Annotated in this window: 12 protein-coding genes, 1 tRNA gene and 2 pseudogenes; 12 read left to right on the top strand and 3 right to left on the bottom strand. The window is 74.2% G+C overall.

The features are described from left to right. The first annotated feature begins 56 nt into the window (after positions 1–56). The 11 genes from bldG to ACSMX9_RS11745 all read left to right on the top strand — a co-directional run bounded on the left by bldG (position 57) and on the right by ACSMX9_RS11745 (position 16,501). On the top strand, positions 57–398 hold the full coding sequence (gene bldG, locus ACSMX9_RS11795; protein WP_351238204.1) for an anti-sigma factor antagonist BldG: 342 nt from the start codon (positions 57–59) through the stop codon (positions 396–398). Positions 399–504: 106 nt separating this feature from the next. Beyond that, a complete protein-coding gene (locus ACSMX9_RS11790; RefSeq protein WP_445402206.1) occupies positions 505–909 on the top strand; it encodes an ATP-binding protein in 405 nt (134 codons plus the stop codon). A 453-nt stretch (positions 910–1,362) separates the two neighbouring features. Further along, the gene (locus ACSMX9_RS11785; RefSeq protein WP_445402204.1) at positions 1,363–3,666 is read left to right on the top strand and encodes a sodium/proton-translocating pyrophosphatase; all 2,304 of its coding nucleotides are present in this window, start codon (positions 1,363–1,365) and stop codon (positions 3,664–3,666) included. Between the two features lie 185 nt (positions 3,667–3,851). Then, positions 3,852–4,421, top strand: coding sequence for a small secreted protein (locus tag ACSMX9_RS11780; RefSeq protein ID WP_445402202.1), 570 nt, complete (start codon positions 3,852–3,854; stop codon positions 4,419–4,421). Between the two features lie 257 nt (positions 4,422–4,678). After that, positions 4,679–6,157, top strand: a complete 1,479-nt coding sequence (locus ACSMX9_RS11775) for a DUF7059 domain-containing protein (protein ID WP_445402962.1) — start codon at positions 4,679–4,681, stop codon at positions 6,155–6,157. Between the two features lie 177 nt (positions 6,158–6,334). Next, on the top strand, positions 6,335–6,532 hold the full coding sequence (locus ACSMX9_RS11770; protein ID WP_351238211.1) for a hypothetical protein: 198 nt from the start codon (positions 6,335–6,337) through the stop codon (positions 6,530–6,532). Between the two features lie 315 nt (positions 6,533–6,847). Further along, entirely contained in the window at positions 6,848–9,670 is a 2,823-nt protein-coding gene (gene topA / locus ACSMX9_RS11765; protein ID WP_445402200.1) for a type I DNA topoisomerase, read from the top strand. A 137-nt stretch (positions 9,671–9,807) separates the two neighbouring features. Beyond that, on the top strand, positions 9,808–13,122 hold the full coding sequence (tmk, locus tag ACSMX9_RS11760; RefSeq protein ID WP_445402198.1) for a dTMP kinase: 3,315 nt from the start codon (positions 9,808–9,810) through the stop codon (positions 13,120–13,122). A gap of 117 nt (positions 13,123–13,239) precedes the next feature. Then, complete coding sequence (locus ACSMX9_RS11755; protein ID WP_445402196.1) at positions 13,240–14,457, top strand: DNA polymerase III subunit delta'; 1,218 nt, start codon at positions 13,240–13,242, stop codon at positions 14,455–14,457. Between the two features lie 205 nt (positions 14,458–14,662). Continuing rightward, positions 14,663–16,333 carry an alpha/beta hydrolase gene (locus ACSMX9_RS11750; RefSeq protein WP_445402194.1) on the top strand — a complete coding sequence of 557 codons (1,671 nt, stop codon included), beginning with the start codon at positions 14,663–14,665 and terminating at the stop codon, positions 16,331–16,333. A 94-nt stretch (positions 16,334–16,427) separates the two neighbouring features. Next, positions 16,428–16,501: transfer RNA gene (locus ACSMX9_RS11745), tRNA-Thr, on the top strand. Between the two features lie 575 nt (positions 16,502–17,076). On the opposite strand, the pseudogene ACSMX9_RS11740 reads toward ACSMX9_RS11745, so the two are convergent. From ACSMX9_RS11740 to ACSMX9_RS11730, 3 genes and pseudogenes are all read right to left on the bottom strand, one after another. Beyond that, positions 17,077–18,096, bottom strand: a pseudogene (locus tag ACSMX9_RS11740) (IS110 family transposase); the annotation flags it as partial. A gap of 464 nt (positions 18,097–18,560) precedes the next feature. Then, a pseudogene (locus tag ACSMX9_RS11735) lies at positions 18,561–19,010 on the bottom strand (plasmid transfer protein); the annotation flags it as partial. Between the two features lie 5 nt (positions 19,011–19,015). Next, positions 19,016–19,372, bottom strand: coding sequence for an SCO3933 family regulatory protein (locus ACSMX9_RS11730; protein ID WP_445402192.1), 357 nt, complete (start codon positions 19,370–19,372; stop codon positions 19,016–19,018). 151 nt (positions 19,373–19,523) lie between these two features. On the opposite strand from ACSMX9_RS11730, the gene ACSMX9_RS11725 reads away from it, so the two are divergent. Continuing rightward, a complete protein-coding gene (locus ACSMX9_RS11725; protein ID WP_445402190.1) occupies positions 19,524–19,895 on the top strand; it encodes a winged helix-turn-helix domain-containing protein in 372 nt (123 codons plus the stop codon). Positions 19,896–19,913 lie beyond the last annotated feature (18 nt).

Raw genomic sequence — 19,913 nt, 5'->3', positions numbered from 1 at the left:
TTCAAGCCGAGGTGTCCCGAGGGGCGACCGCTCGATAGCAAGGTGCTGGAGGATCTGTGGACCTGTCCCTGTCGACCCGTACCGTCGGCGATCGTACGGTCGTCGAGGTCGGTGGCGAAATCGATGTGTATACCGCGCCCAAGCTGCGGGAGCAGCTGGTCGAGCTGGTGAACGACGGCAGCTTCCACCTGGTCGTCGACATGGAGGGCGTCGATTTCCTCGACTCCACCGGGCTCGGCGTACTGGTGGGCGGGCTGAAGAGGGTGCGCGCCCACGAGGGTTCGCTGCGTCTGGTGTGCAACCAGGAGCGCATCCTGAAGATCTTCCGCATCACCGGCCTGACCAAGGTGTTCCCGATCCACACCTCGGTCGAGGACGCCGTCGCCGCCACCGACTGACGACCGACCCTCCCCGGGCCAGGCCCGGGGAGGTCGTACGACCCTGGGGGGCCGGGCCCCTGGCCCGGCCCCCCGAACAGCACGTCGGCCCGTCCGAGGGGGACGCATGGCAACCGTGGAACTCCGTTTCAGCGCACTCCCCGAACACGTGCGGACCGCCAGACTGGTCGCGGCCGCCGTGGCCCGCCGAGCAGGTGTCGACGAGGCCGTCCTGGACGAGGTCCGCCTCGCGGTCGGCGAGGCGTGCACCCGTGCGGTCGGCCTGCACCAGGACGCCGGCATCGACGCGCCGGTGCAGGTGCAGTTGATCGAGGAGGAGAAGCAGTTCTCCATCGTGGTCGGCGACGAGGCCCCCCGCTCAGCCCCGGACGCGGTCGGCTCCGAGGAGGACGCCGAGAGCGAGGACGACATGGGCCTCGCGGTGATCAGCGGCCTGGTGGACGACGTCGAGGTCACCTCCGACCCGTCCGGCGGTGCCATCCGCATGACCTGGCCCACCCCGGTCCCGTAACCCCCCGCACCCCCAGCGGCGGCCCGCGGGTGTTCACGCCCCCGCCGCCCGCCCCCGGTGCGCCCCGCACCACCCCCGCGCCCCGCCGCCGGGCCGAGGCGGCCCCAGGGCCCCGGCGGGCCCGGGCCCGCCGGGTGCGCCACCCGTTCGGGCGTCCTCGCACGGAGAAATCCCGACACGCACCCGCGCCCTTCCGGTGACCGCACCGCCGCCCACTACCGTGCTCCTGCGGACGGGCCGCCCACCCCGGCGCCCCCGAACCACCCCACCCCCGGGCCAGGCCCACACCCCCGCCCGGCGGGGCCCGTCAGGGCCCTTGCGCCGGGACCGGGCCTCCCGCGGCGGCCCCGGCACCACCCGCACCCCCTACGAGCCACGAGCACGTTCACGGCACGGGCCCGTCCGGCCGCGGGGACGGGGCACGGGCCGCGCCCCCGGCACGGAGAAGGACGAATGGCGCAACCCCACCCCCGGCCGGACACCAGCCACGCCGCCGCGGTCCTGACGACGGACCTCCGCCTGACCGTCATGGCCGCCGCGACCGTCGCCGTGGCCGCCCTCCTGGTGGCCGCGGTCCTGGCGCACCGGATCCGCGCGGCCGACGAAGGCACCGACCGCACCAAGTGGATCGCCGCCGCCGTGCGGGAAGGCGCGCGCACCCACCTCACCCGCCACCTGCGCACCCTCGCCCTCCTCGTGGCGATCGGCTGCGCCCTGCTGCTCCTGCTTCCCGCCGCCGACGGGAACCAGCGCGCCGGCCGATCGGTGTCCTTCCTGCTCGGCGCCGGGCTCGCGGCGCTCTCCGGCCACCTCGGCACGCGCCTCGCGGTCCTCGGCGGCGCACGGGTCGCGGTGGCCTCCCGGGCCGCCGTCCTCGGCGAGCCGCGCCGGCCCGGACCCCTCACCACCGGGACCGCGCCCGGGGCCGCGGTCCTCCGCCGGACCGCACGGCTCGCGTTCCGCACCGGCGGTGCGGTCGGCGTTCTCACGGCCGGCCTCGCGTTGCTGGGGGCCTGCGGCACGGTGCTGGTGCACGCGGCGGACGCCCCCGAGGTGCTGACCGGCTTCGGGCTGGGCGCCGCCCTCGTCGCCGTGTTCCTCCGGCTCGGCGGGGGCCTCTTCGCCCACGCCGCCGACCCGGGGGCCGGGCTGGTCACCGCCGGCGGCCGGGACGTGGCCAAGGACGACCCGCGCCACGCCGCGGCCCTCGCCGACCTGGTGGGCAACGGCGTCGGACACGGCGCGGGCACCGCCGCCGACCTCTTCGCGTCCCACGCGGTGAGCCTCGTCGTCACGCTGCTCCTCGGCCGGGCCGCCCTCGGCGACGTCGGGCTGGCCGTCCCGCTCCTGGTGTCCGCCATCGGCGTGGTCGCCACGACGATCGGGATCCTCGCGGCGGGCCCGCGGCGAACCGACCCGAGCGGGACGGCGGCGATCGGCCGCGGCTTCCCCGTCGCCGCGGCAACCGCCCTGGCCCTGGTCGGGGTGGCGGCGTTCCTCGGACTGCCGTCCTCCTTCGCCGCCCTGGCCGGGGTGACCGACCCCGCCGTACGGGCCGCGGCCGGCGACCCCCGGGTCCTGGTGTGCACCGCCGTCGCCCTCGGCATTGCCGCGGCGGCCCTCACCCGACGGTTCGCGGGGGTTGCTCGCCGCCCCGGGCCCGGCCCCGGGGGGCCGGCCGCCGTGGTCGGTACCGGGGCCGCGCTGCGGGCCGCCGCGGGCACCGCCCTGCTCGTCGGGCTCACCGCGGCCGGGGCGTTCCTGCTCGGCGGCGCGTCGACCGCCCTGGCCCTGTTCGCGGTGGCGCTCGCCGGCTCGGGGCTGCTGACCACGGTCGGCGTGCTCGTCGCGGTGAACGCGCTGGGCCCCGTCACCGACACCGCGCGGGGCGTCCTCGGGATCTCCGCCGAGGCGCACGGGGCGGGCTCCCGGGTGCTCGCCGGACCGGGCGTGCTCGGGGACGCCGCCGGGGCGGTCGCCCGGATGGTCGCCGTCGCCGCGTCCGCCCTCGCGGCCACCGCCCTGCTCGGCGCCTCCCGAGGCGCCGCCGGTCCGCCGCACCTCGCGGCGGACCCCGCCCATCTGCTCGGGCTGCTCGCGGGCGCGGCGGTGGTGTGCCTGTTCGCGGGGGCGGCGATCGGTGCGGCGACCCGGTCGGCGGACGCCGTGGTGCGGGAGGCGCGGCGGCAGCTCCGGGAGCGCCCCGGGATCACCGAGCGCACCGAGCGGCCCGGGTACGGACGGGTGGTCGACCTGTGCACCCGGGACGCGCTGCGGGAGTCGCCGGCCCCCGGGCTGCTCGCGGTCCTCGCCCCCGTGGCGGTCGGCTTCGCCCTCGGCCCCGGCCCGCTCGGCGCGTTCCTCGCCGGCGCGATCGCCACCGGCGTCCTGTTGGCGGCGTTCCTCGCCCACGCCGGCGAAGGGGTCCCGAACGGCCCCGGGGACCGGTGCGGCACGGGGCCCGGCGCGGCCGGCGGCCCGTTCCGGGACACCGTGGGACCGGCGGTCGACCCGCTGCTGACCGCGATGGGAACGGCGGCCCTGCTGATCGTGCCCGTGGTCCAGGCCCTCGGCCCCGGCCCCGGTGCCGACCCCCTGGTCCGCGCCCTGGTCGCGGTCACCGCCTGCACGGTGCTCGTCCTCGTCGCCGTCCGCGCCGCCGTCGCCCGCCGGGACCACGGACCGCACGGCGCGGCGGAGGTCGACGGAGCGCACCGGGAGCCGCAACACGCCGGTGGGCCCGATCCGTTGGGGTGACCCGGACCCCGTCGTCCGCGTCTGCCGGGGCTGCCCGGCCCCGTCGTGAGTCTTCTCTCCCCCGGGCGCCACGGCTCTTGGTGCAAATGGCTTCAAAAGGGGGTGGAGCGGATGCCCCCGCGGCGGTGCTCCACCGGCCGCCGTGTATGTTCCGGGGCCGAGAGGCCACGGAAGGGACCGATCCGGTGAACAAGAAGCTCGCTGTCGCACTGTCCGGCGGTGCGGTACTCGTACTGGCCCTGTCGGGATGCGGCGACGACGGCAACGAGAAGCTCGACAAGTGGGCCAAGACGGTCTGCGACGCCGTCCAGCCCCAGGCGAAGAAGATCGAGGGCGCCAACAAGGCGATCCAGGCGCAGACCGCCGACAACAGCAAGCCGGAGGACGTCAAGACGACGGACTCCAAGGCGTTCCAGGACATGTCCGATGCCTACAAGGCGATCGGCACGGCCGTGCACGAGGCCGGCGCCCCGCCCGTCGACGAGGGCGAGACCAAGCAGCAGAACGCGGTCAAGGAGCTGAACGCCATCTCCGCCGCGTACGCCGGGCTGAAGAAGCAGGTCGACGGCCTCGACACCGAGGACCAGGGCCAGTTCGCCAGCGGCCTCGACGACGTCGCCGGCGAGCTGATCAAGCTCGGCCGGAGCGGGACCGACGCCCTCAAGAAGCTGGAGGAGGGCGACGTGGGCAAGGCCATGCAGAAGCAGGAGAGCTGCAAGGTCGCCGGCACCGCCCCGGCCGCGGCCACCGGCTGACGCTCGGGCGGGCGCGGTCCCCGCGAAGCGTCCCGGACGGCCGTGCGCCCGCCGGCGGCCCCGGCCGGCCGGCGGACACGCGGCCGTCCTCCGGCCGCCCGGCGGGTGACAATGGCGGCGTGACTCTCTCCCGGCTGCCCGCGCTCGACGGTCCTCCCGCATCCTCCACGGCCCCCGGGGACGGGGCCCCCGGAGCACCGACGCCCCCCGGCCCACCGGCCGGGGCCGACGCGCCGCCCGGCCCCGGCACCGCCGCCCTGCTGCGAGAGGCCCTGCTCGCCGCCGACTTCACCGCGGACGGCCTCTTGGAACTGCTCGGCGCCCCCGCCTACGCGGCGCTCGCCCGCGGCGAGACCGTGCCCGCGCTGCGCGCCAGCCGCGGCGAAGGGCCCCTGGACTCCCTCGTCCGGCTGTTCCTGCTCCAGCAGCCGGTGCCCCGCGCCCGGCTCGCCGCGGTGCTCCCGGTCGCCGCCTGCGAGGCCGCCGGATGGCTGACCGCGGTGGGCGGGGACGAACTCGCGGCGAGCGTCGACGTCCGGCCCTACGGCGGGCCCGACGGCGAGGACTGGTTCATCGTCTCCGACCTCGGGTGCGCGGTCGGGGGCGCCGGCGGGGCCGCCGGGGCGGACGGCGCACCCGCCGAGGAGGGCGTCGTCCTCGGCGTGGGCGGCGCCTCCACCACCCTCGCCGGCATCACCGTGCGCACCCCGGTCGGCGCCGCGCTGGACCTCGGCACCGGCTCCGGCATCCAGGCCCTGCACGCCTCCCGCCACGCCACCCGGGTCACCGCGACCGACCTCAATCCGCGCGCCCTGCACGTCACCCGGCTCACCCTCGCCCTCTCCGGGGCGCCCGCGGCCGAGGTGCTGGAGGGGTCGCTGTTCGAACCGGTCGGCGACCGCACCTTCGACCTGATCGTCTCCAACCCGCCGTTCGTGATCTCGCCCGGGGCCCGGCTCACCTACCGCGACGGCGGCATGAGCGGCGACGCCCTGTGCCGGGCGCTCGTCCAGCAGGCGGGGGAGCGGCTCAACCCGGGCGGGTACGCGCAGTTCCTCGCCAACTGGCAGCACGTGGACGGCGAGGACTGGACGGAGCGGCTGCGGTCCTGGGTGCCGCGCGGCTGCGACGCCTGGATCGTGCAGCGCGAGGTCCAGGACGTCACCCAGTACGCGGAACTGTGGCTGCGGGACGCCGGCGACCACCGTGCCGACCCGGCCGCGTACGCCGCCCGCTACGACGCCTGGCTCGACGAGTTCGCCGCCCTCGACACCCGCGCCGTGGGCTTCGGCTGGATCACCCTGCGCCGCACCGGCGCGCCCCGCACCTCGATCACCGTGGAGGAGTGGCCGCACCCGGTGGAGCAGCCCCTCGGGGACGCCGTCCGCGCCCACTTCGCCCGCCAGGACTACCTGCGCGACCACGACGACGCCGCCCTGCTGGCCGACCGCTTCCGGCTCGCGGCCGAGGTGGTGCAGGAACAGGTCGGGCTGCCGGGCGCGGAGGACCCCGAGCACGTGGTGCTGCGTCAGAACCGGGGCATGCGCCGGGCCGCCCGGGTCGACACGGTGGGCGCCGGGTTCGCCGGGGTGTGCGACGGCTCGATGACCGCCGGCCGCATCCTGGACGCCATCGCCCAACTGCTGGGCGAGGACCCGGTGGTGCTGAGGTCGAACACCCCCGCACAGATCCGGTCATTGGTCGAACAGGGCTTCCTGGAGCCGGTCACCGGCTGATCCGGGCCCGGCCCGCCGCCCCGCGCGGTCCGACCGGCAGTCGCCGGGGACACCGGTCCGTCCGCGGCACGGTTTCACCCGGCCGGCGGGCCGGCGTTCACCCGCGGTTCGCCACGCCGACGTCCGCACCTGCCAGCCTCCCACCGCTGGGGTCCGGGGAACGGAAGGCTGAGGGCCATGGAGAGTGCGCCGGCGATCTTCGCGGGATTGGTGTTCGCCCTGTTCGGGGCCGCGTTGTTGGTGTGGACGGGCGCCCGGCTGTGGCAGGGGCTGCCGGTCGCGGAGGGGGTGGCCCGGACCAGGTCCGCGACGGTGGCGGCCACCGTGGGAGCGCTCGCACTGCTGCTCGCCCTCTGGTGCTTCGCCCAGCTCTGACCCTCCCGGCGTCGTCCGTCCCGGCCGGGCGCCGGTCGCGGCGGGATCCCGCCACCCGGTCGGCCCCGGCCGGCCGGGGCGCGTCCGCTGTTCGCCGCCGGCGCAGCACGTGCTTCGGCCCCGTCGGCACTCCGGGCGGCAGGAAAGGTGGTAGTCGGGTTACCGTTCGAGTGGCCGTTGCGGGCTTTTCCCGTTTGACACGGGGGCGGGATGTACCGTCACACTCCGCAGCGACAGCGTGCGGGCGCCGTTCCGCACCCGCCGACGAGACGCATCGCAGCGTCAACGAGCGCCGACCGGAGAGAAGAGCAGAAGTTGTCCCCGACCAGCGAGACCCGCCGACTCGTGATCGTCGAGTCGCCTGCCAAGGCGAAGACGATCAAGGGCTACCTCGGCCCCGGCTACGTCGTCGAGGCGAGCGTCGGGCACATCCGCGACCTCCCCAGCGGGGCCGCCGAGGTCCCGGAGAAGTACACGGGCGAGGTGCGCCGCCTCGGGGTGGACGTCGAGCACGACTTCCAACCCATCTACGTCGTCAACGCCGACAAGCGGGCCCAGGTCAAGAAGCTCAAGGACCTGCTCAGCGAATCCGACGAACTCTTCCTCGCCACCGACGAGGACCGCGAGGGCGAGGCCATCGCCTGGCACCTCCAGGAAGTGCTGAAGCCCAAGATCCCCGTCCACCGGATGGTGTTCCACGAGATCACCAAGGACGCGATCCGCGAGGCCGTCGCCAACCCGCGCCAACTGAACAAGAAGCTGGTCGACGCCCAGGAGACCCGCCGCATCCTCGACCGCCTGTACGGCTACGAGGTGTCGCCCGTCCTGTGGAAGAAGGTCATGCCGCGGCTGTCGGCGGGCCGCGTCCAGTCCGTCGCCACCCGGCTCGTCGTCGAGCGGGAGCGCGAGCGCATCGCCTTCCGCTCCGCCGAGTACTGGGACCTCACCGGCACCTTCGGCACCGGCCGCACCGGGGACGCCTCCGACCCGGCCTCGCTGGTCGCCCGGCTCACCTCCGTCGACGGCAAGCGGGTCGCCCAGGGTCGCGACTTCGACTCGCTCGGCCGCCTCAAGGGCGCCAACACCCTCCACCTCGACGAGGCGGCCGCCCGCGCGCTGGCCGCCGCCCTGGAGCAGGCCCGGTTCGCGGTCCGCTCGGTGGAGTCCAAGCCGTACCGCCGCTCCCCGTACGCGCCGTTCCGCACCACCACCCTCCAGCAGGAGGCGAGCCGCAAGCTCGGCTTCGGCGCGAAGGCCACGATGCAGGTCGCGCAGAAGCTGTACGAGAACGGCTTCATCACCTACATGCGGACGGACTCCACGACCCTCAGCGACACGGCCGTGGCCGCCGCCCGCGCCCAGGTCACCCAGCTGTACGGGGCCGACTACCTGCCCGACAAGCCGCGCACCTACGCCGGCAAGGTCAAGAACGCCCAGGAGGCGCACGAGGCGATCCGCCCCTCGGGTGATCGTTTCCGCACCCCCGCCGCCACCGGACTCACCGGCGACCAGTTCCGGCTCTACGAGCTGATCTGGAAGCGCACCGTCGCCTCCCAGATGAAGGACGCCGTCGGCAACTCCGTCACCGTCAAGATCGCCGGCACCGCCGCGGACGGTCGGGACGCCGAGTTCTCCGCCTCCGGCAAGACGATCACCTTCCACGGCTTCCTCAAGGCGTACGTCGAGGGCGCCGACGACCCCAACGCCGAACTGGACGACCGCGAGCGCCGGCTGCCGCAGGTGAACGAGGGCGACCCGCTCTCCGCCGACGCCCTGTCCGTCGACGGCCACGCCACCAAGCCGCCCGCCCGCTACACCGAGGCCAGCCTGGTCAAGGAGCTCGAAGAGCGCGAGATCGGCCGCCCGTCCACCTACGCGTCGATCATCGGCACCATCCTGGACCGCGGCTACGTCTTCAAGAAGGGCACCGCGCTCGTCCCCTCCTTCCTGTCCTTCGCCGTGGTCAACCTGCTGGAGAAGCACTTCGGCCGGCTGGTCGACTACGACTTCACCGCCAAGATGGAGGACGACCTCGACCGCATCGCCAGCGGCGAGGCCCAGGCCGTGCCGTGGCTCAAGCGGTTCTACTTCGGCGAGGGCGAGGCCCGGGACGCCGGCGGCGCCGCCGAAGCCGGCAACGGCGACGGCGACCACCTCGGCGGCCTCAAGGAACTCGTCACCGACCTCGGCGCCATCGACGCCCGCGAGGTGTCCTCGTTCCCCGTCGGGGACGGCATCGTGCTGCGCGTCGGCCGCTACGGCCCCTACGTCGAGCGCGGCGAGCGCGGCGCCGAGGGGTACCAGCACGCCGACGTCCCCGAGGACCTCGCCCCCGACGAGCTGACCGTCGCCCACGCCGAGGAACTGCTGGCCAAGCCCAGCGGCGACTTCGAACTCGGCACCGACCCGGTCAGCGGCCACCCGATCGTCGCCAAGAACGGCCGCTACGGCCCGTACGTCACCGAGGTGCTGCCCGAGGGCACCCCGAAGACCGGCAAGAACGCCGTCAAGCCGCGGACCGCCTCGCTCTTCAAGACGATGTCCCCGGACACCGTCACCCTGGACGAGGCCCTCAAGCTGATGTCCCTGCCGCGGGTGGTGGGCGCCGACGCCGAGGGCGTGGAGATCACCGCGCAGAACGGCCGCTACGGGCCCTACCTCAAGAAGGGCACCGACTCCCGCTCGCTCACCTCCGAGGACCAGCTCTTCACCATCACCCTGGACGAGGCGCTCGCCATCTACGCCCAGCCCAAGCAGCGCGGTCGGGCCGCGGCCAAGCCGCCCCTGAAGGAACTGGGCGAGGACCCGGTCAGCGGGAAGCCGGTGGTGGTGAAGGACGGCCGCTTCGGGCCGTACGTCACCGACGGGGAGACCAACGCGACGCTGCGGGCCGCCGACAGCGTCGAGGAGATCACCCCCGAACGCGGTTACGAACTGCTCGCCGAGAAGCGGGCCAAGGGCCCCGCCAAGAAGACGGCGAAGAAGGCCGCCAAGAAGGCCCCGGCCAAGAAGGCGCCCGCGAAGAAGGCGACCACCGCCAAGAAGACGGCCGCCAAGAAGACCACGGCGAAGAAGACCGCCGCGAAGACGACGGCCGCCAAGAAGACGACGGCCAAGGCCACCGCCGCCGAGGACTGACCGGAGAGCCCCGCCGCCCGTGCGGGCGGCGGGGCCCCGGGCGTCCCGGGCCTGCGCAGCCCGCACGCACGAGCGATCCGACCCCGGTCCGCGCCGGTGCGCCGTCCGGTGTCCGCACGGGCGGATAGGCTGTCAGGATGACGCGAGCCGAGCAGCCAACGGCCGGGAAACCGGCCCCCGACACCGCCCTGGTCGCCGATTCCCGAGAGCGTGCGATCCGCGGCCTGCTGCGCAACGGCCCGCTCAAACGCCTCTGGGGGGCCCAACTCGTCTCCGGGGTCGCGGACGCCCTCGCCCTGCTGGTCCTGGTGCTGCTGACGCTGCGGGCGGCCGTCTCCGAAGCCGCCTTCGGCGGGGAGTACCGGGGCGCCGCACTCGCCGTCGCCGCCGTCCTCGGCGCCCGCGCCCTCGCCACCCTGCTGACCGGTGCGGTCCTGCTCGGCCCGCTCACCTCGCTCACCTCGCCCGGCGGCTACCTCGACCGCCGCTGGACCATGATCACCGCCGACGGCCTGCGCGCGGTCCTGCTGATCCTGGCCCCGCTGTGGCTGGACTGGACCCCCGGCAGCGCCCTGACGCTGCTGCTGGTCACCGCTTTCGTCCTCGGCGTCGCCGAACGCTTCTGGACGGTCTGCCGGGAGAGCGCCGCCCCCGCACTGCTGCCCGCGCCCCCGGCCGAGGGGGCGGCGGTCCGCCCGCTCCCCGACCACCTGGGAACGCTGCGCGCGCTGTTCCTGCGCACCGGCTTCGTCTCCCTCCCGCTGGCCGCCGCTCTGCTCGTCGCAGTCACCCTGCTCGGCAACCTGCTCGGCACCGGCATCGACTGGTTCGGCGCCCACCAGGCGGCCCTCGCCGGCTACGCCGCCGCCGGGCTCTTCGCGGCCTCGCTGTCCGTCCTGTGGTTCCTCGCCCTGCCCGCGACGCCGACCCCCCGGGCCCGCTCCCCGCTGGAGGGCCTGCGGCCCCCGCGCACCGGCACCGGCCCCGACAAGGGCCGCACCGGCGCCCTCACCCTGCTTGTCCTCGCCTGCGCCGCGGTCGCCGCCGCGATCTCCGTCGCCGTCGCGGTCGCCGCCCTGCTCGCCGCCGACCTCGGCGGGGGGCCCGTCCTCTACGGGCTCCAGGTGCTCGCCCTGACCGGCGGCACCGTCCTCGGCATCCGCCTCGGCCCCGCCGTGCTGCCCCTGCTCTCCCGGCGCCGGCTCTTCGCCCTGGCCATCGCCACCACCGGCATCGCCCTGCTCGCGGCCGGACTCGTCCCGGACGTCACCACGGTCCTGCTGATCCTGACCCTCGCCGGCACCGGCGCGGGCGTCGCCGCGCACACCGGGCACGCCCTCCTCGACCTGGAGACCGAGGAGTACCGCCGCGCCCGCACCACCGAGCACCTGCACGCCGTGGTGCGCGTGTTCACCGCCCTGGGCGCGGTGCTCGCCCCGGTGCTCGCCGGGCTGATCGGGCCGCACCGCCTAGCCAACGGCAAGTTCGTCTTCGACCACGGCGGCGCCGCCTTCACGCTGATGCTGGTCGGCGCGCTGCTGCTGCCCGTCGCCGCCCTCGTCCTCGCCCGCGCCGACGACCGCTCCGGCGTCCCGCTCCGCCAGGACCTGCGGGACGCGCTGCGCGGCTCCGACCCGGCCCAGGCCCCGGCGGACACCGGCTTCTTCATCGCCCTGGAGGGCGGCGACGGCGCCGGCAAGTCCACCCAGGCCGAGGCGCTCGCCGAGTGGATCCGCGGCAAGGGCCACGAGGTCGTCGTCACCCGCGAACCGGGCGCCACCCCGGTCGGCAAGCGGCTGCGCTCGATCCTGCTGGACGTCTCCGACGCCGGCCTCTCGCACCGCGCCGAGGCCCTGCTGTACGCGGCCGACCGCGCCGAACACGTCGACACCGTGGTCCGCCCCGCCCTGTCCCGCGGCGCCGTGGTGATCTCCGACCGGTACATCGACTCCTCCGTCGCCTACCAGGGCGCGGGCCGCGACCTGTCGCCGACCGAGGTCGCCCGGATCTCCCGCTGGGCCACCGACGGACTGGTCCCGCACCTCACGGTCCTCCTCGACGTCGACCCGCGGGCCGCCCGCGAACGGTTCACCGAAGCCCCCGACCGGCTGGAGTCGGAACCCATCGAGTTCCACGAGCGGGTCCGCTCCGGCTTCCTCACCCTCGCCGCCGCCGCGCCTGGCCGCTACCTGGTCGTCGACGCCGGCCAGGAGCCCGAGGCCGTCACCACCGTCGTCCGCAACCGCCTCGACGTCCTGCTGCCGCTCTCCGAAGCCGAGGTCAAGGCGCAGGAGGAGGCCCGCCGGGCCGCCGAGGAGGCCGAGCGCAAGCGCCTCGAAGAGGAGGCCGCCCGCAAGGCCGAGGAGGAGCGGCTGGAACGCGAGCGCCAGGAACAACTCGCCAAGCTGCGCGCCGAGGAGGAGGAGCGCAAGCGGCGCGAGCTGGAGGAGGCCCAGCGCCGCGAGGCCGAACGCCAGGCCGAGGAGGCCCGCCGGCGGGCCGAGGAGGCCCGCCGCCGCGAGGAGGAGGCCCGCCGGGCCGCGGAGGAGGCCGAGCGCAAGCGCCTGGCGGAGGAGGCCGCCCGCAAGGCGGAGGAGGAGCGGCTGAAGCGCGAGGCCGAGGAGGAGGCCCGCCTCAAGGCCGAGGCCGAGGCACGCCGCCGGGAACGCCAGCGCAAGGCCGAGGAAGCCCTGTTGAAGGCCGAGGAGGCCCGGCGGGCTGCGGAGGCCGCGGAGGCGGCGCGCCGCGCCGAGGAGGCCCGCAAGGCCGAAGAGGCCAGGCAGGCCGAGGAGGCCCGCCGGGCGGAAGAGGCCCGCGAGGCCGAAGAGGCGCGCCGGGTGGAGGAGGACCGGCAGGCGAAGGCCGCCCGGGCCCGCGCCGCGGCCAAGGCCAAGGCGGAAGCCGAGGCCGAGGCGTTGGCCGAAGCGGCCCGGAACCGCTCCAAGGCCGACCTGAAGAAGAAGGAAGCGGCACCGAACCGCACGCAACCGACCAAGGGCGCCCGGTCGATCAGCCTCCCGGACGACGAGACCGTGCAGACCCCGGTCGTCGCCGACCCGCCCCGCCGCACCCCCGCCGGAGCCGAGGACGACACGGCCACCCTGCCCCGCTTCCGCCCCACCGGGCCGGAGGACGAGACCGCAGTGCTGCCCCAGGTGCCCGGGGACCGCGCCGCCGACGCCCCGACCGACCGGGTGCCGCCCGGCTACTTCCGCGACGAGCCCGCCGCCGGCGGCTCCCGCCGCCCGCGCAGCGGAGTGCTCGGGCCCAACGACCGCACCGCGGAACTGCCCCAGCTCGACGAACGGGGCGTGCCCCGGCGTCCCCCGTCCGACTGGGCGGAGGAGACCCCGCTGGACGACCTGCCCAGCCTCGCGGACGAACTCCTCGGTCCGCACCACGACGACTCCGACCCCCGGGACGGCTGGGGCGGGCCGAAGCGTCGCCGCTGACCCGCGCCCCGGTCCGGACTGTCGGTGGCGTCGTCCAGAATGGACGGCGGGACGGCCCGGCCGCGCGTGCGCCGCGGTCCGCGGCGCACGGACGGAACGAAGGTAAGGCGGCAGCCCATGACCGTATGGGACGACTTGGTGGGCCAGGAACGGGTGAGCGAGCAACTCGCCGCCGCCGCCCGGGACGCCGACGCGCTCGTCACCGCGGCCCGGACGGGGGAGGGCACCGAACCGGCCGCCCCCGAGGGCTCCCGGATGACCCACGCCTGGCTGTTCACCGGCCCCCCCGGCTCCGGCCGGGCCACCGCCGCCCGGGCCTTCGCCGCCGCCCTCCAGTGCGTCAGCCCGGACCGCGCGCTCGGCGGCGCCCCCGGCTGCGGCTTCTGCGACGGCTGCCACACCAGCCTGATCGGCACCCACGCCGACGTCGAGGTGGTCCGCACCGACCTGCTGTCGATCGGCGTGAAGGAGACCCGCGACCTGGTCCGCCGCGCCCAGCTCTCCCCGGCGGTCGGACGCTGGCAGGTGATCGTCCTGGAGGACGCCGACCGGCTCACCGAAGGCGCCGCGAACGTCCTGCTGAAGGCCGTGGAGGAGCCCGCGCCCCGCACGGTCTGGCTGCTGTGCGCACCCTCCCTGGAGGACGTGCTCCCGACCATCCGCTCCCGCTGCCGCCACCTCACCCTGCGCACCCCCTCGGTGGACGCCGTCGCCGACGTCCTGGTGCGCCGCGACGGCATCGAACCGGACGCCGCCCGGACCGCAGCCCGGGCCACCCAGGGCCACATCGGCCGCGCCCGCCGCCTCGCCACCGACCCGCGCGCCCGCGAACGGCGGGCCGCCGTCCTGAAGCTGCCGCTGCGGGTGGCGGACGTCGGCGGCTGCCTGCGCGCCGCCCAGGAGTTGATCGACGCGGCGGCCGAGGACGCCAAGGAGATGTCCGAGGAACTCGACGCCAAGGAGACCGAGGAGCTGAAGGCGGCCCTCGGCGCGGCCCAGGGCGGCCGGATGCCCCGCGGCACGGCGGGCGTGATGAAGGAACTGGAGGACCGGCAGAAGCGCCGCCGGACCCGCACCCAGCGGGACAGCCTCGACCTCGCCCTCACCGAACTCACCGGCTTCTACCGCGATGTGCTCGCCCTCCAACTCGGCACCCGACTCGCCCTCGCCAACGCCGGGGCGGAGGACACCCTGGAACGGCTGGCCCGGGAGAGCGGCCCGGAGTCCACGCTCCGCCGGATCGACGCCATCGCCGCCTGCCGGGACGCCCTGGACCGCAACGTCGCCCCCCTGCTCGCCGTCGAGGCGATGACGATGGCCCTGCGGGCCGGCTGAGCACCCACGGCCCCCTTGCCGCCGCCCGCTGACGCCCCGTGGTTGACGTTCCGTGGTTGACGCCGTGTGGTTGACGTCGCCCCGCCCACCACGCCCGCCCGGCAAGGTTCCGCACCACGGGCCCGTACCTCGACTTTCACTCGTACGAGCCGATCACCCCGGGATCTTCGAGTGACCACACGGTGGCGCACAGTAATGTCGATGGATGCGCGCCACCCTCCGCAGCGGTCCGAGCCACCCCGTCGGGAACCGACCCCCGTCCCCCGTCGGGCGGGCCTGCGGTTCCCCGCCCCGCCGCCCGTCCCCCGGACGTCCGCCCGTCCGCGGCCGGCGCCCCCGCGGCCGCCGCGCGGCGGGCACCCTGCTGCCCGTGCTCGCCGCGCTGGCCCTGCTGCTCCCCGGCTGCGCGGTGCACGGCTCCGGCACCGAGGCGTCCCTCACGGACGCCCGCCCGGCCGGTGCCCCCGGCACCCTGACCGCGTACTACGACCAGGAACTCGACTGGCGCGACTGCGCCCCCGCCGGCTTCCAGTGCGCCACCCTGCTCGCCCCCCTGGACTACGCCCGCCCCGGCGCCGGTGAGATCAAGCTCGCGGTGGCCCGCAAGGAGGCCACCGGCCCCGGCGGGCGCCTGGGCTCCCTGCTGGTCAACCCGGGCGGCCCCGGCGGCTCGGCGGTCGGCTACCTCAAGGCCCACGCGGGCGAGGGCTACCCCGACGAGGTCCGGGCGCGCTACGACATGGTGGCCGTCGACCCCCGCGGCGTGGCCGGCAGCGAACCCGTCCGCTGCCTCGACGGGGCCCGCATGGACGCGCATGTGCAGGTCGACGTGACCCCCGACGACCAGCGGGAACGCCAGGCCCTCGTCACCGCGCTCCGCGAGTTCGGCCAGGGCTGCCAGGACCGCTCCGCCCGGGTGCTCCCGCACGTCTCGACGGTGGAGGCAGCCCGCGACATGGACCTCCTGCGGGCCGCCCTCGGCGACCGGAAGCTCACCTACGTGGGCGCCTCGTACGGCACCTTCCTCGGCGCCACGTACGCCGGGCTCTTCCCCCGCCGCGCGGGCCGACTGGTGCTGGACGGCGCGCTCGACCCGTCCCTCCCCTCGCAACGCGTCAACGAGGACCAGACGGCCGGCTTCGAGACCGCCTTCGCCGCCTTCGCCCGCGACTGCACCGCCCGCTCCGCCTGCCCCCTGGGCCACGAGCCGCAACAGGTCGGCCCCCGGCTCCAGGACTTCTTCCGGCAACTCGACCGCACCCCCCTCACCACCTCCGACCAGGACCGCGACCTCGGCGAGGCCCTGGCCACGACGGCGGTGATCGCGGCCATGTACGACGAGGGCGCCTGGCCCCGGCTGCGCACCGCGCTGACCGCCGCGATGACCGAGCACGACGGCAGCGCACTGCTCGCCCTCGCGGACGCCTACTACGAGCGCGCCCCCGACGGCGACTACGGCAACCTCATGTTCGCCAACGCCGCGGTCAACTGCCTCGACCTCCCCGCCGCCTTCACCTCCCCGGAGGAGGTCGTCGAGGCCCTGCCCGCCTTCGAACGCGCCTCCCCCGTCTTCGGCCGCGGCCTGGCCTGGTCCTCGCTGAACTGCGCCCACTGGCCCGTCCCCGCGACCGGCGCCCCCCACCGCATCGAGGCCCGGGGCGCCGCCCCGATCCTCGTCATCGGCACCACCCGTGACCCGGCCACCCCCTACCGCTGGGCCCGCTCCCTCGCCGACCAACTCGACTCCGGCACCCTCCTGACCTACGACGGCGACGGCCACACCGCCTACGGCCGCGGCTCCGCCTGCATCGACCGGGCGGTCAACCACTACCTGCTCACCGGCACCCCGCCCGAGGCCGGCAAGCGCTGCTCCTAGCCCCCTACCGCCCGCCCCGGACGGTGGTCGGAGCCCCTCCCGAAACTGTGTAGACTTGCCCCCGTCGCGCACCCCATGCTGGGTGCACACACCAGCCGCCTTAGCTCAGATGGCCAGAGCAACGCACTCGTAATGCGTAGGTCTCGGGTTCGAATCCCGAAGGCGGCTCAGTCAAAAGCCAGGTCAGACCCCGTCTGACCTGGCTTTTCTCGTGTTCTGGGCCCTCTTCGCGGCGAGAGCGACTGCCCCGGATCGGGCTGCCCGGTCCAAGGGGAGCGCATTTGCGCAGCCGGTGTGCGGAGGGTTGCGCGCGGAAGTCCGCCGGATCGTGGCCGAGCGGCCTGGACAGGGCTCTGGCGGGATTCAGATCGTTTTGTGGGACCACTCCAAGATCCCCTCGTAATCTGGGGTCGTGGCAGATCCCCAGGAGACCGTCCCATTCAAGGCGCTGGTCGCGCAGGCGAGTGGCGTCTGTTGACCTGCGGAGTCGAGGTGGAGACCGCTGCCGTACGTGGGGTCGTCGCGGGCCTTGATGCTCCTATTGGCTGTCAAGCGGCGGTGAGCCAGTCGCGGTAGGTGTTGGCGAGGTCGTCGTTTCGGCGGATTCCGCGTTCGAGGGTGGAGATGGTGGCGGGCCAGACTCCGAAGTGGCGGGCCGCTGCGGTGAGGGTGATGTTCTTCGACTGCCGCAGGGGTCGCAGGTCGGCGATGTCTGGGATGGTGACGGTGGTGGTCGGGCAGCGGAACATCTCCCGGGCGATGGCCCGTTTCAGCAGCCGGATGATCTCCTTCTTGGTTCGGCCGCTGGCAGTCTTCCGTGCCACGTAGTCGCGGGTGCGGGGGTCGCTGGACATACGGACCAGGGCGATGCGGTAGAGGGCGGCGTTGGCCGCCCGGTCGCCGCCTCGTGAGAGGCGGTGCCGGTTCGTGCGGCCGCTGGAGGCGGGGACGGGGGCGGTTCCGCAGAGAGCGGCGAAGGCCGCCTCGGTCCGCAGGCGTTCGGGGTTGCCTCCGGCGGTGATCAGCAGCTGGGCGGCGGTGTCGGGGCCGACGCCGTGGGCGGCCTGCAGCCCGGGGTTGTTGGTGGTGACCTCGCCGTCGAGGGCCCGGGTCAGGGCCTGATGCTCGGCCGTGAGTTCCTTGACGCGCCGGGCGAGGCTCTTCAGTGCGGTGAGGACCGCTGTGTGGACTGCGTCCCCGGCCGGTCTCAGCCGGGCCAGGGCGTCGGTCCGATCGACTCCCTTGAGCTGCCCGAACCTGGCGCGGATGCTTTCGGGTGCGGTGACGAGGATGTGGGTGATCTGGTTGAGGGCGGCGGTGCGGGCCTTGACGGCTGAGCGGGCGGCGTTGTGCAGGGCGCGTATGCCGGCGACGGTGTCGTCCTTCGGCGCGCTGGAGGCCCGTCCGGACAAGGCGGCGCGGGCGGCGGCGTAGGCGTCGATGGGGTCGGACTTGCCGATGCGGCGGCGTTCGGCCCGGTCGGGTCGGTTGACCTCGACGACGTCGAGGCCCGCCGCGCGGGCGGCGCGGGTGAAGCCGGCGCCGTAGGAGGCGGTGCCTTCCACGCCGATCGCCCTCGCGTGGCCGTGGGCGGCAAGGAAGGCCAGGGCCGCGGCGTATCCGGCGGCGGTGGTGGCGAACTCGGCGTCCGCGAGGTGGCCGCCGTTGTCGCTGATGACCGCGACGTGGATGGTGTCGGCGTGGGAGTCGACGCCGCCGAGCACGTCCTGGTCCATGGTGTCGTCCGCGACCGCTGATGTCATGCTGATGCTGCCTTCCAGCCGAAGGTGGGCGCCGGCCGGATGGCACAGACAGGACATTGAGGGGGCTTCTGACCAAGCTCCTATCAGGTCATGTTCCGCCCGGCCGGAGCCATGAGAACAGGTTCCGGCAGCCGGACAGAACAACTTGAGGACAGCCCAGCAGGGCGTCAGTCAGTGCCCGAGTCACGACCACCGGAACCTGAGTATCAGCATCAATGTCGGTGCCATGGCGAAGCGGGTCGGGTTGGACGAGGGGGAAGCCGTCCACTTGTTCCCGCTGGGGGCCGTGGTCGACATCATCATGAAGGCGACCGCCGAGCGGGCGCCGTGTGCCGCCCCACCCCACGCTGTGAGGCCCGTCCGGGTGGACGACCGGCTCGTGCGCGTCCGCATCGAGTCGCTGGGGCACCTGGTCATGGCCACCGTGCAGGCTGGCAAGTACGCGAGCTTGAACGGCGACAGTCCGGCTGCAGCGCACCCTTGGTCGGCACCTGCACCCGCTTGAGCACGTCGTAGCCGGTCACCTGCACTTCCACGACGCCCGAGCGCAGTTCTCGCCAGGTTACGCCGTACATGGTGAACGAGTGCCGCAGCCGGTCACACGAGGCCGCTACGTCGAACGCGTTTTGACCAGAGCGGAGCTTGAGCCGCAGCACCAGCCCGGTCAGTCGCAGACGCAGGATGCGCCGGGCGCGGGGACCAGGAACCGGTCGGTTTGTGGCCCGAGCCAGTGTGAGATGCCAGCACGAGGGCGGGACCGTCAGCCCGCAGGCATCCATGACAGATACGTAGCGGAATAGAACCCGAAGACTCGTCAGGGTGACACCGAAGGTGAGCCAGTGCCAGGTGGGGAGCCGCCAGCGCAGGAGACCCGCAGTGGCGACGACCAGCACCAGAGCGACCGTTAACCAGATCGTAATCAGGCCGCCTTTGGCCGCGAGGCGCCGACGGTCAGCGAGGTAACGGCGACCGCGCGGAAGGCGATGCCGTGCCGCTTCTGGCCGTTGAACTCGTTCTCCCACGGCCGGGCGGTCAGACCGGTCAGCGCGAGGGGCGTGCCCATCGTCAGTTCACCAGTAATGCCCGACTCGGGGACGGTCACGGTTAGGATCTCGACCGCACCGTTGAGCGCGAACATTACGTCCACGGTCATCAGGTCGGCGCCGGTCTCTGCGTCGATGGCGATCTCGCCGGAGCGGCGGTCGTGGATCTTCTTCTGGGGAGGCTGGGCGACCGTCACGGTGGCGGCGGAGGTGTCGACAGGGATCTGACGCATGAGTGCGCTCCTAGATGCGACTACTTGACGTACTTAGTACGCCATCTCTGGAGGGAGCATGAACTCGTACTACTTGTTGTGTCAAGTGGTCGGTCTCGACTCCCTTGCGCGGGATGTGCTGGACTATGTATGACAACCACTGAGAGGGGCTATGGCCGACTTCACCGCCGGGCGGGCCGCGTACTTGCAGATCGCCGACGAGTTCAAGCGCAAGATCCGAAACGGGGAACTCGAACCGGGCGACAGGTTGCCCTCAGAGGCGAAGCTGATGACCGAGCACAGCGTGTCGCGTACTGTGGCCCGGCAGGCGATCTCTCGGCTCCGTGAGGACGGCTACGCGAGTTCTCACCAGGGCAAAGGCAGCTTTGTCGCACTGCCCGGTGAGGGTGCCTCGCCGAAGCGAAGCGCCGAGTTCGAGCAGATCACTGAGTATCTGTCGGAGATGCATCGGGACGTGCGCCGTCTCACCGAGCGGTTGGATCAACTTGAGGATCTTGTGCGGCAGCAAGGCCAAGCTCGGTGACCAACCTGTGCCCGTCGG

The sequence above is a fragment of the Streptomyces sp. LE64 genome, from assembly GCF_052606915.1.
The sequence above is the reverse complement of the archived record's forward strand: the minus strand, read 5'-3'. Positions and strand labels throughout refer to the sequence as shown.

Coding starts and splice junctions, on each gene's coding strand:
- ACSMX9_RS11755 (WP_445402196.1), top strand. CDS start 13,240: ATGACCGTATGGGACGACTTGGTGGGCCAGGAACGGGTGAGCGAGCAA.
- ACSMX9_RS11790 (WP_445402206.1), top strand. CDS start 505: ATGGCAACCGTGGAACTCCGTTTCAGCGCACTCCCCGAACACGTGCGG.
- ACSMX9_RS11725 (WP_445402190.1), top strand. CDS start 19,524: ATGGCCGACTTCACCGCCGGGCGGGCCGCGTACTTGCAGATCGCCGAC.
- ACSMX9_RS11785 (WP_445402204.1), top strand. CDS start 1,363: ATGGCGCAACCCCACCCCCGGCCGGACACCAGCCACGCCGCCGCGGTC.
- ACSMX9_RS11750 (WP_445402194.1), top strand. CDS start 14,663: ATGCGCGCCACCCTCCGCAGCGGTCCGAGCCACCCCGTCGGGAACCGA.
- tmk (WP_445402198.1), top strand. CDS start 9,808: ATGACGCGAGCCGAGCAGCCAACGGCCGGGAAACCGGCCCCCGACACC.
- ACSMX9_RS11770 (WP_351238211.1), top strand. CDS start 6,335: ATGGAGAGTGCGCCGGCGATCTTCGCGGGATTGGTGTTCGCCCTGTTC.
- ACSMX9_RS11730 (WP_445402192.1), bottom strand. CDS start 19,372: ATGCGTCAGATCCCTGTCGACACCTCCGCCGCCACCGTGACGGTCGCC.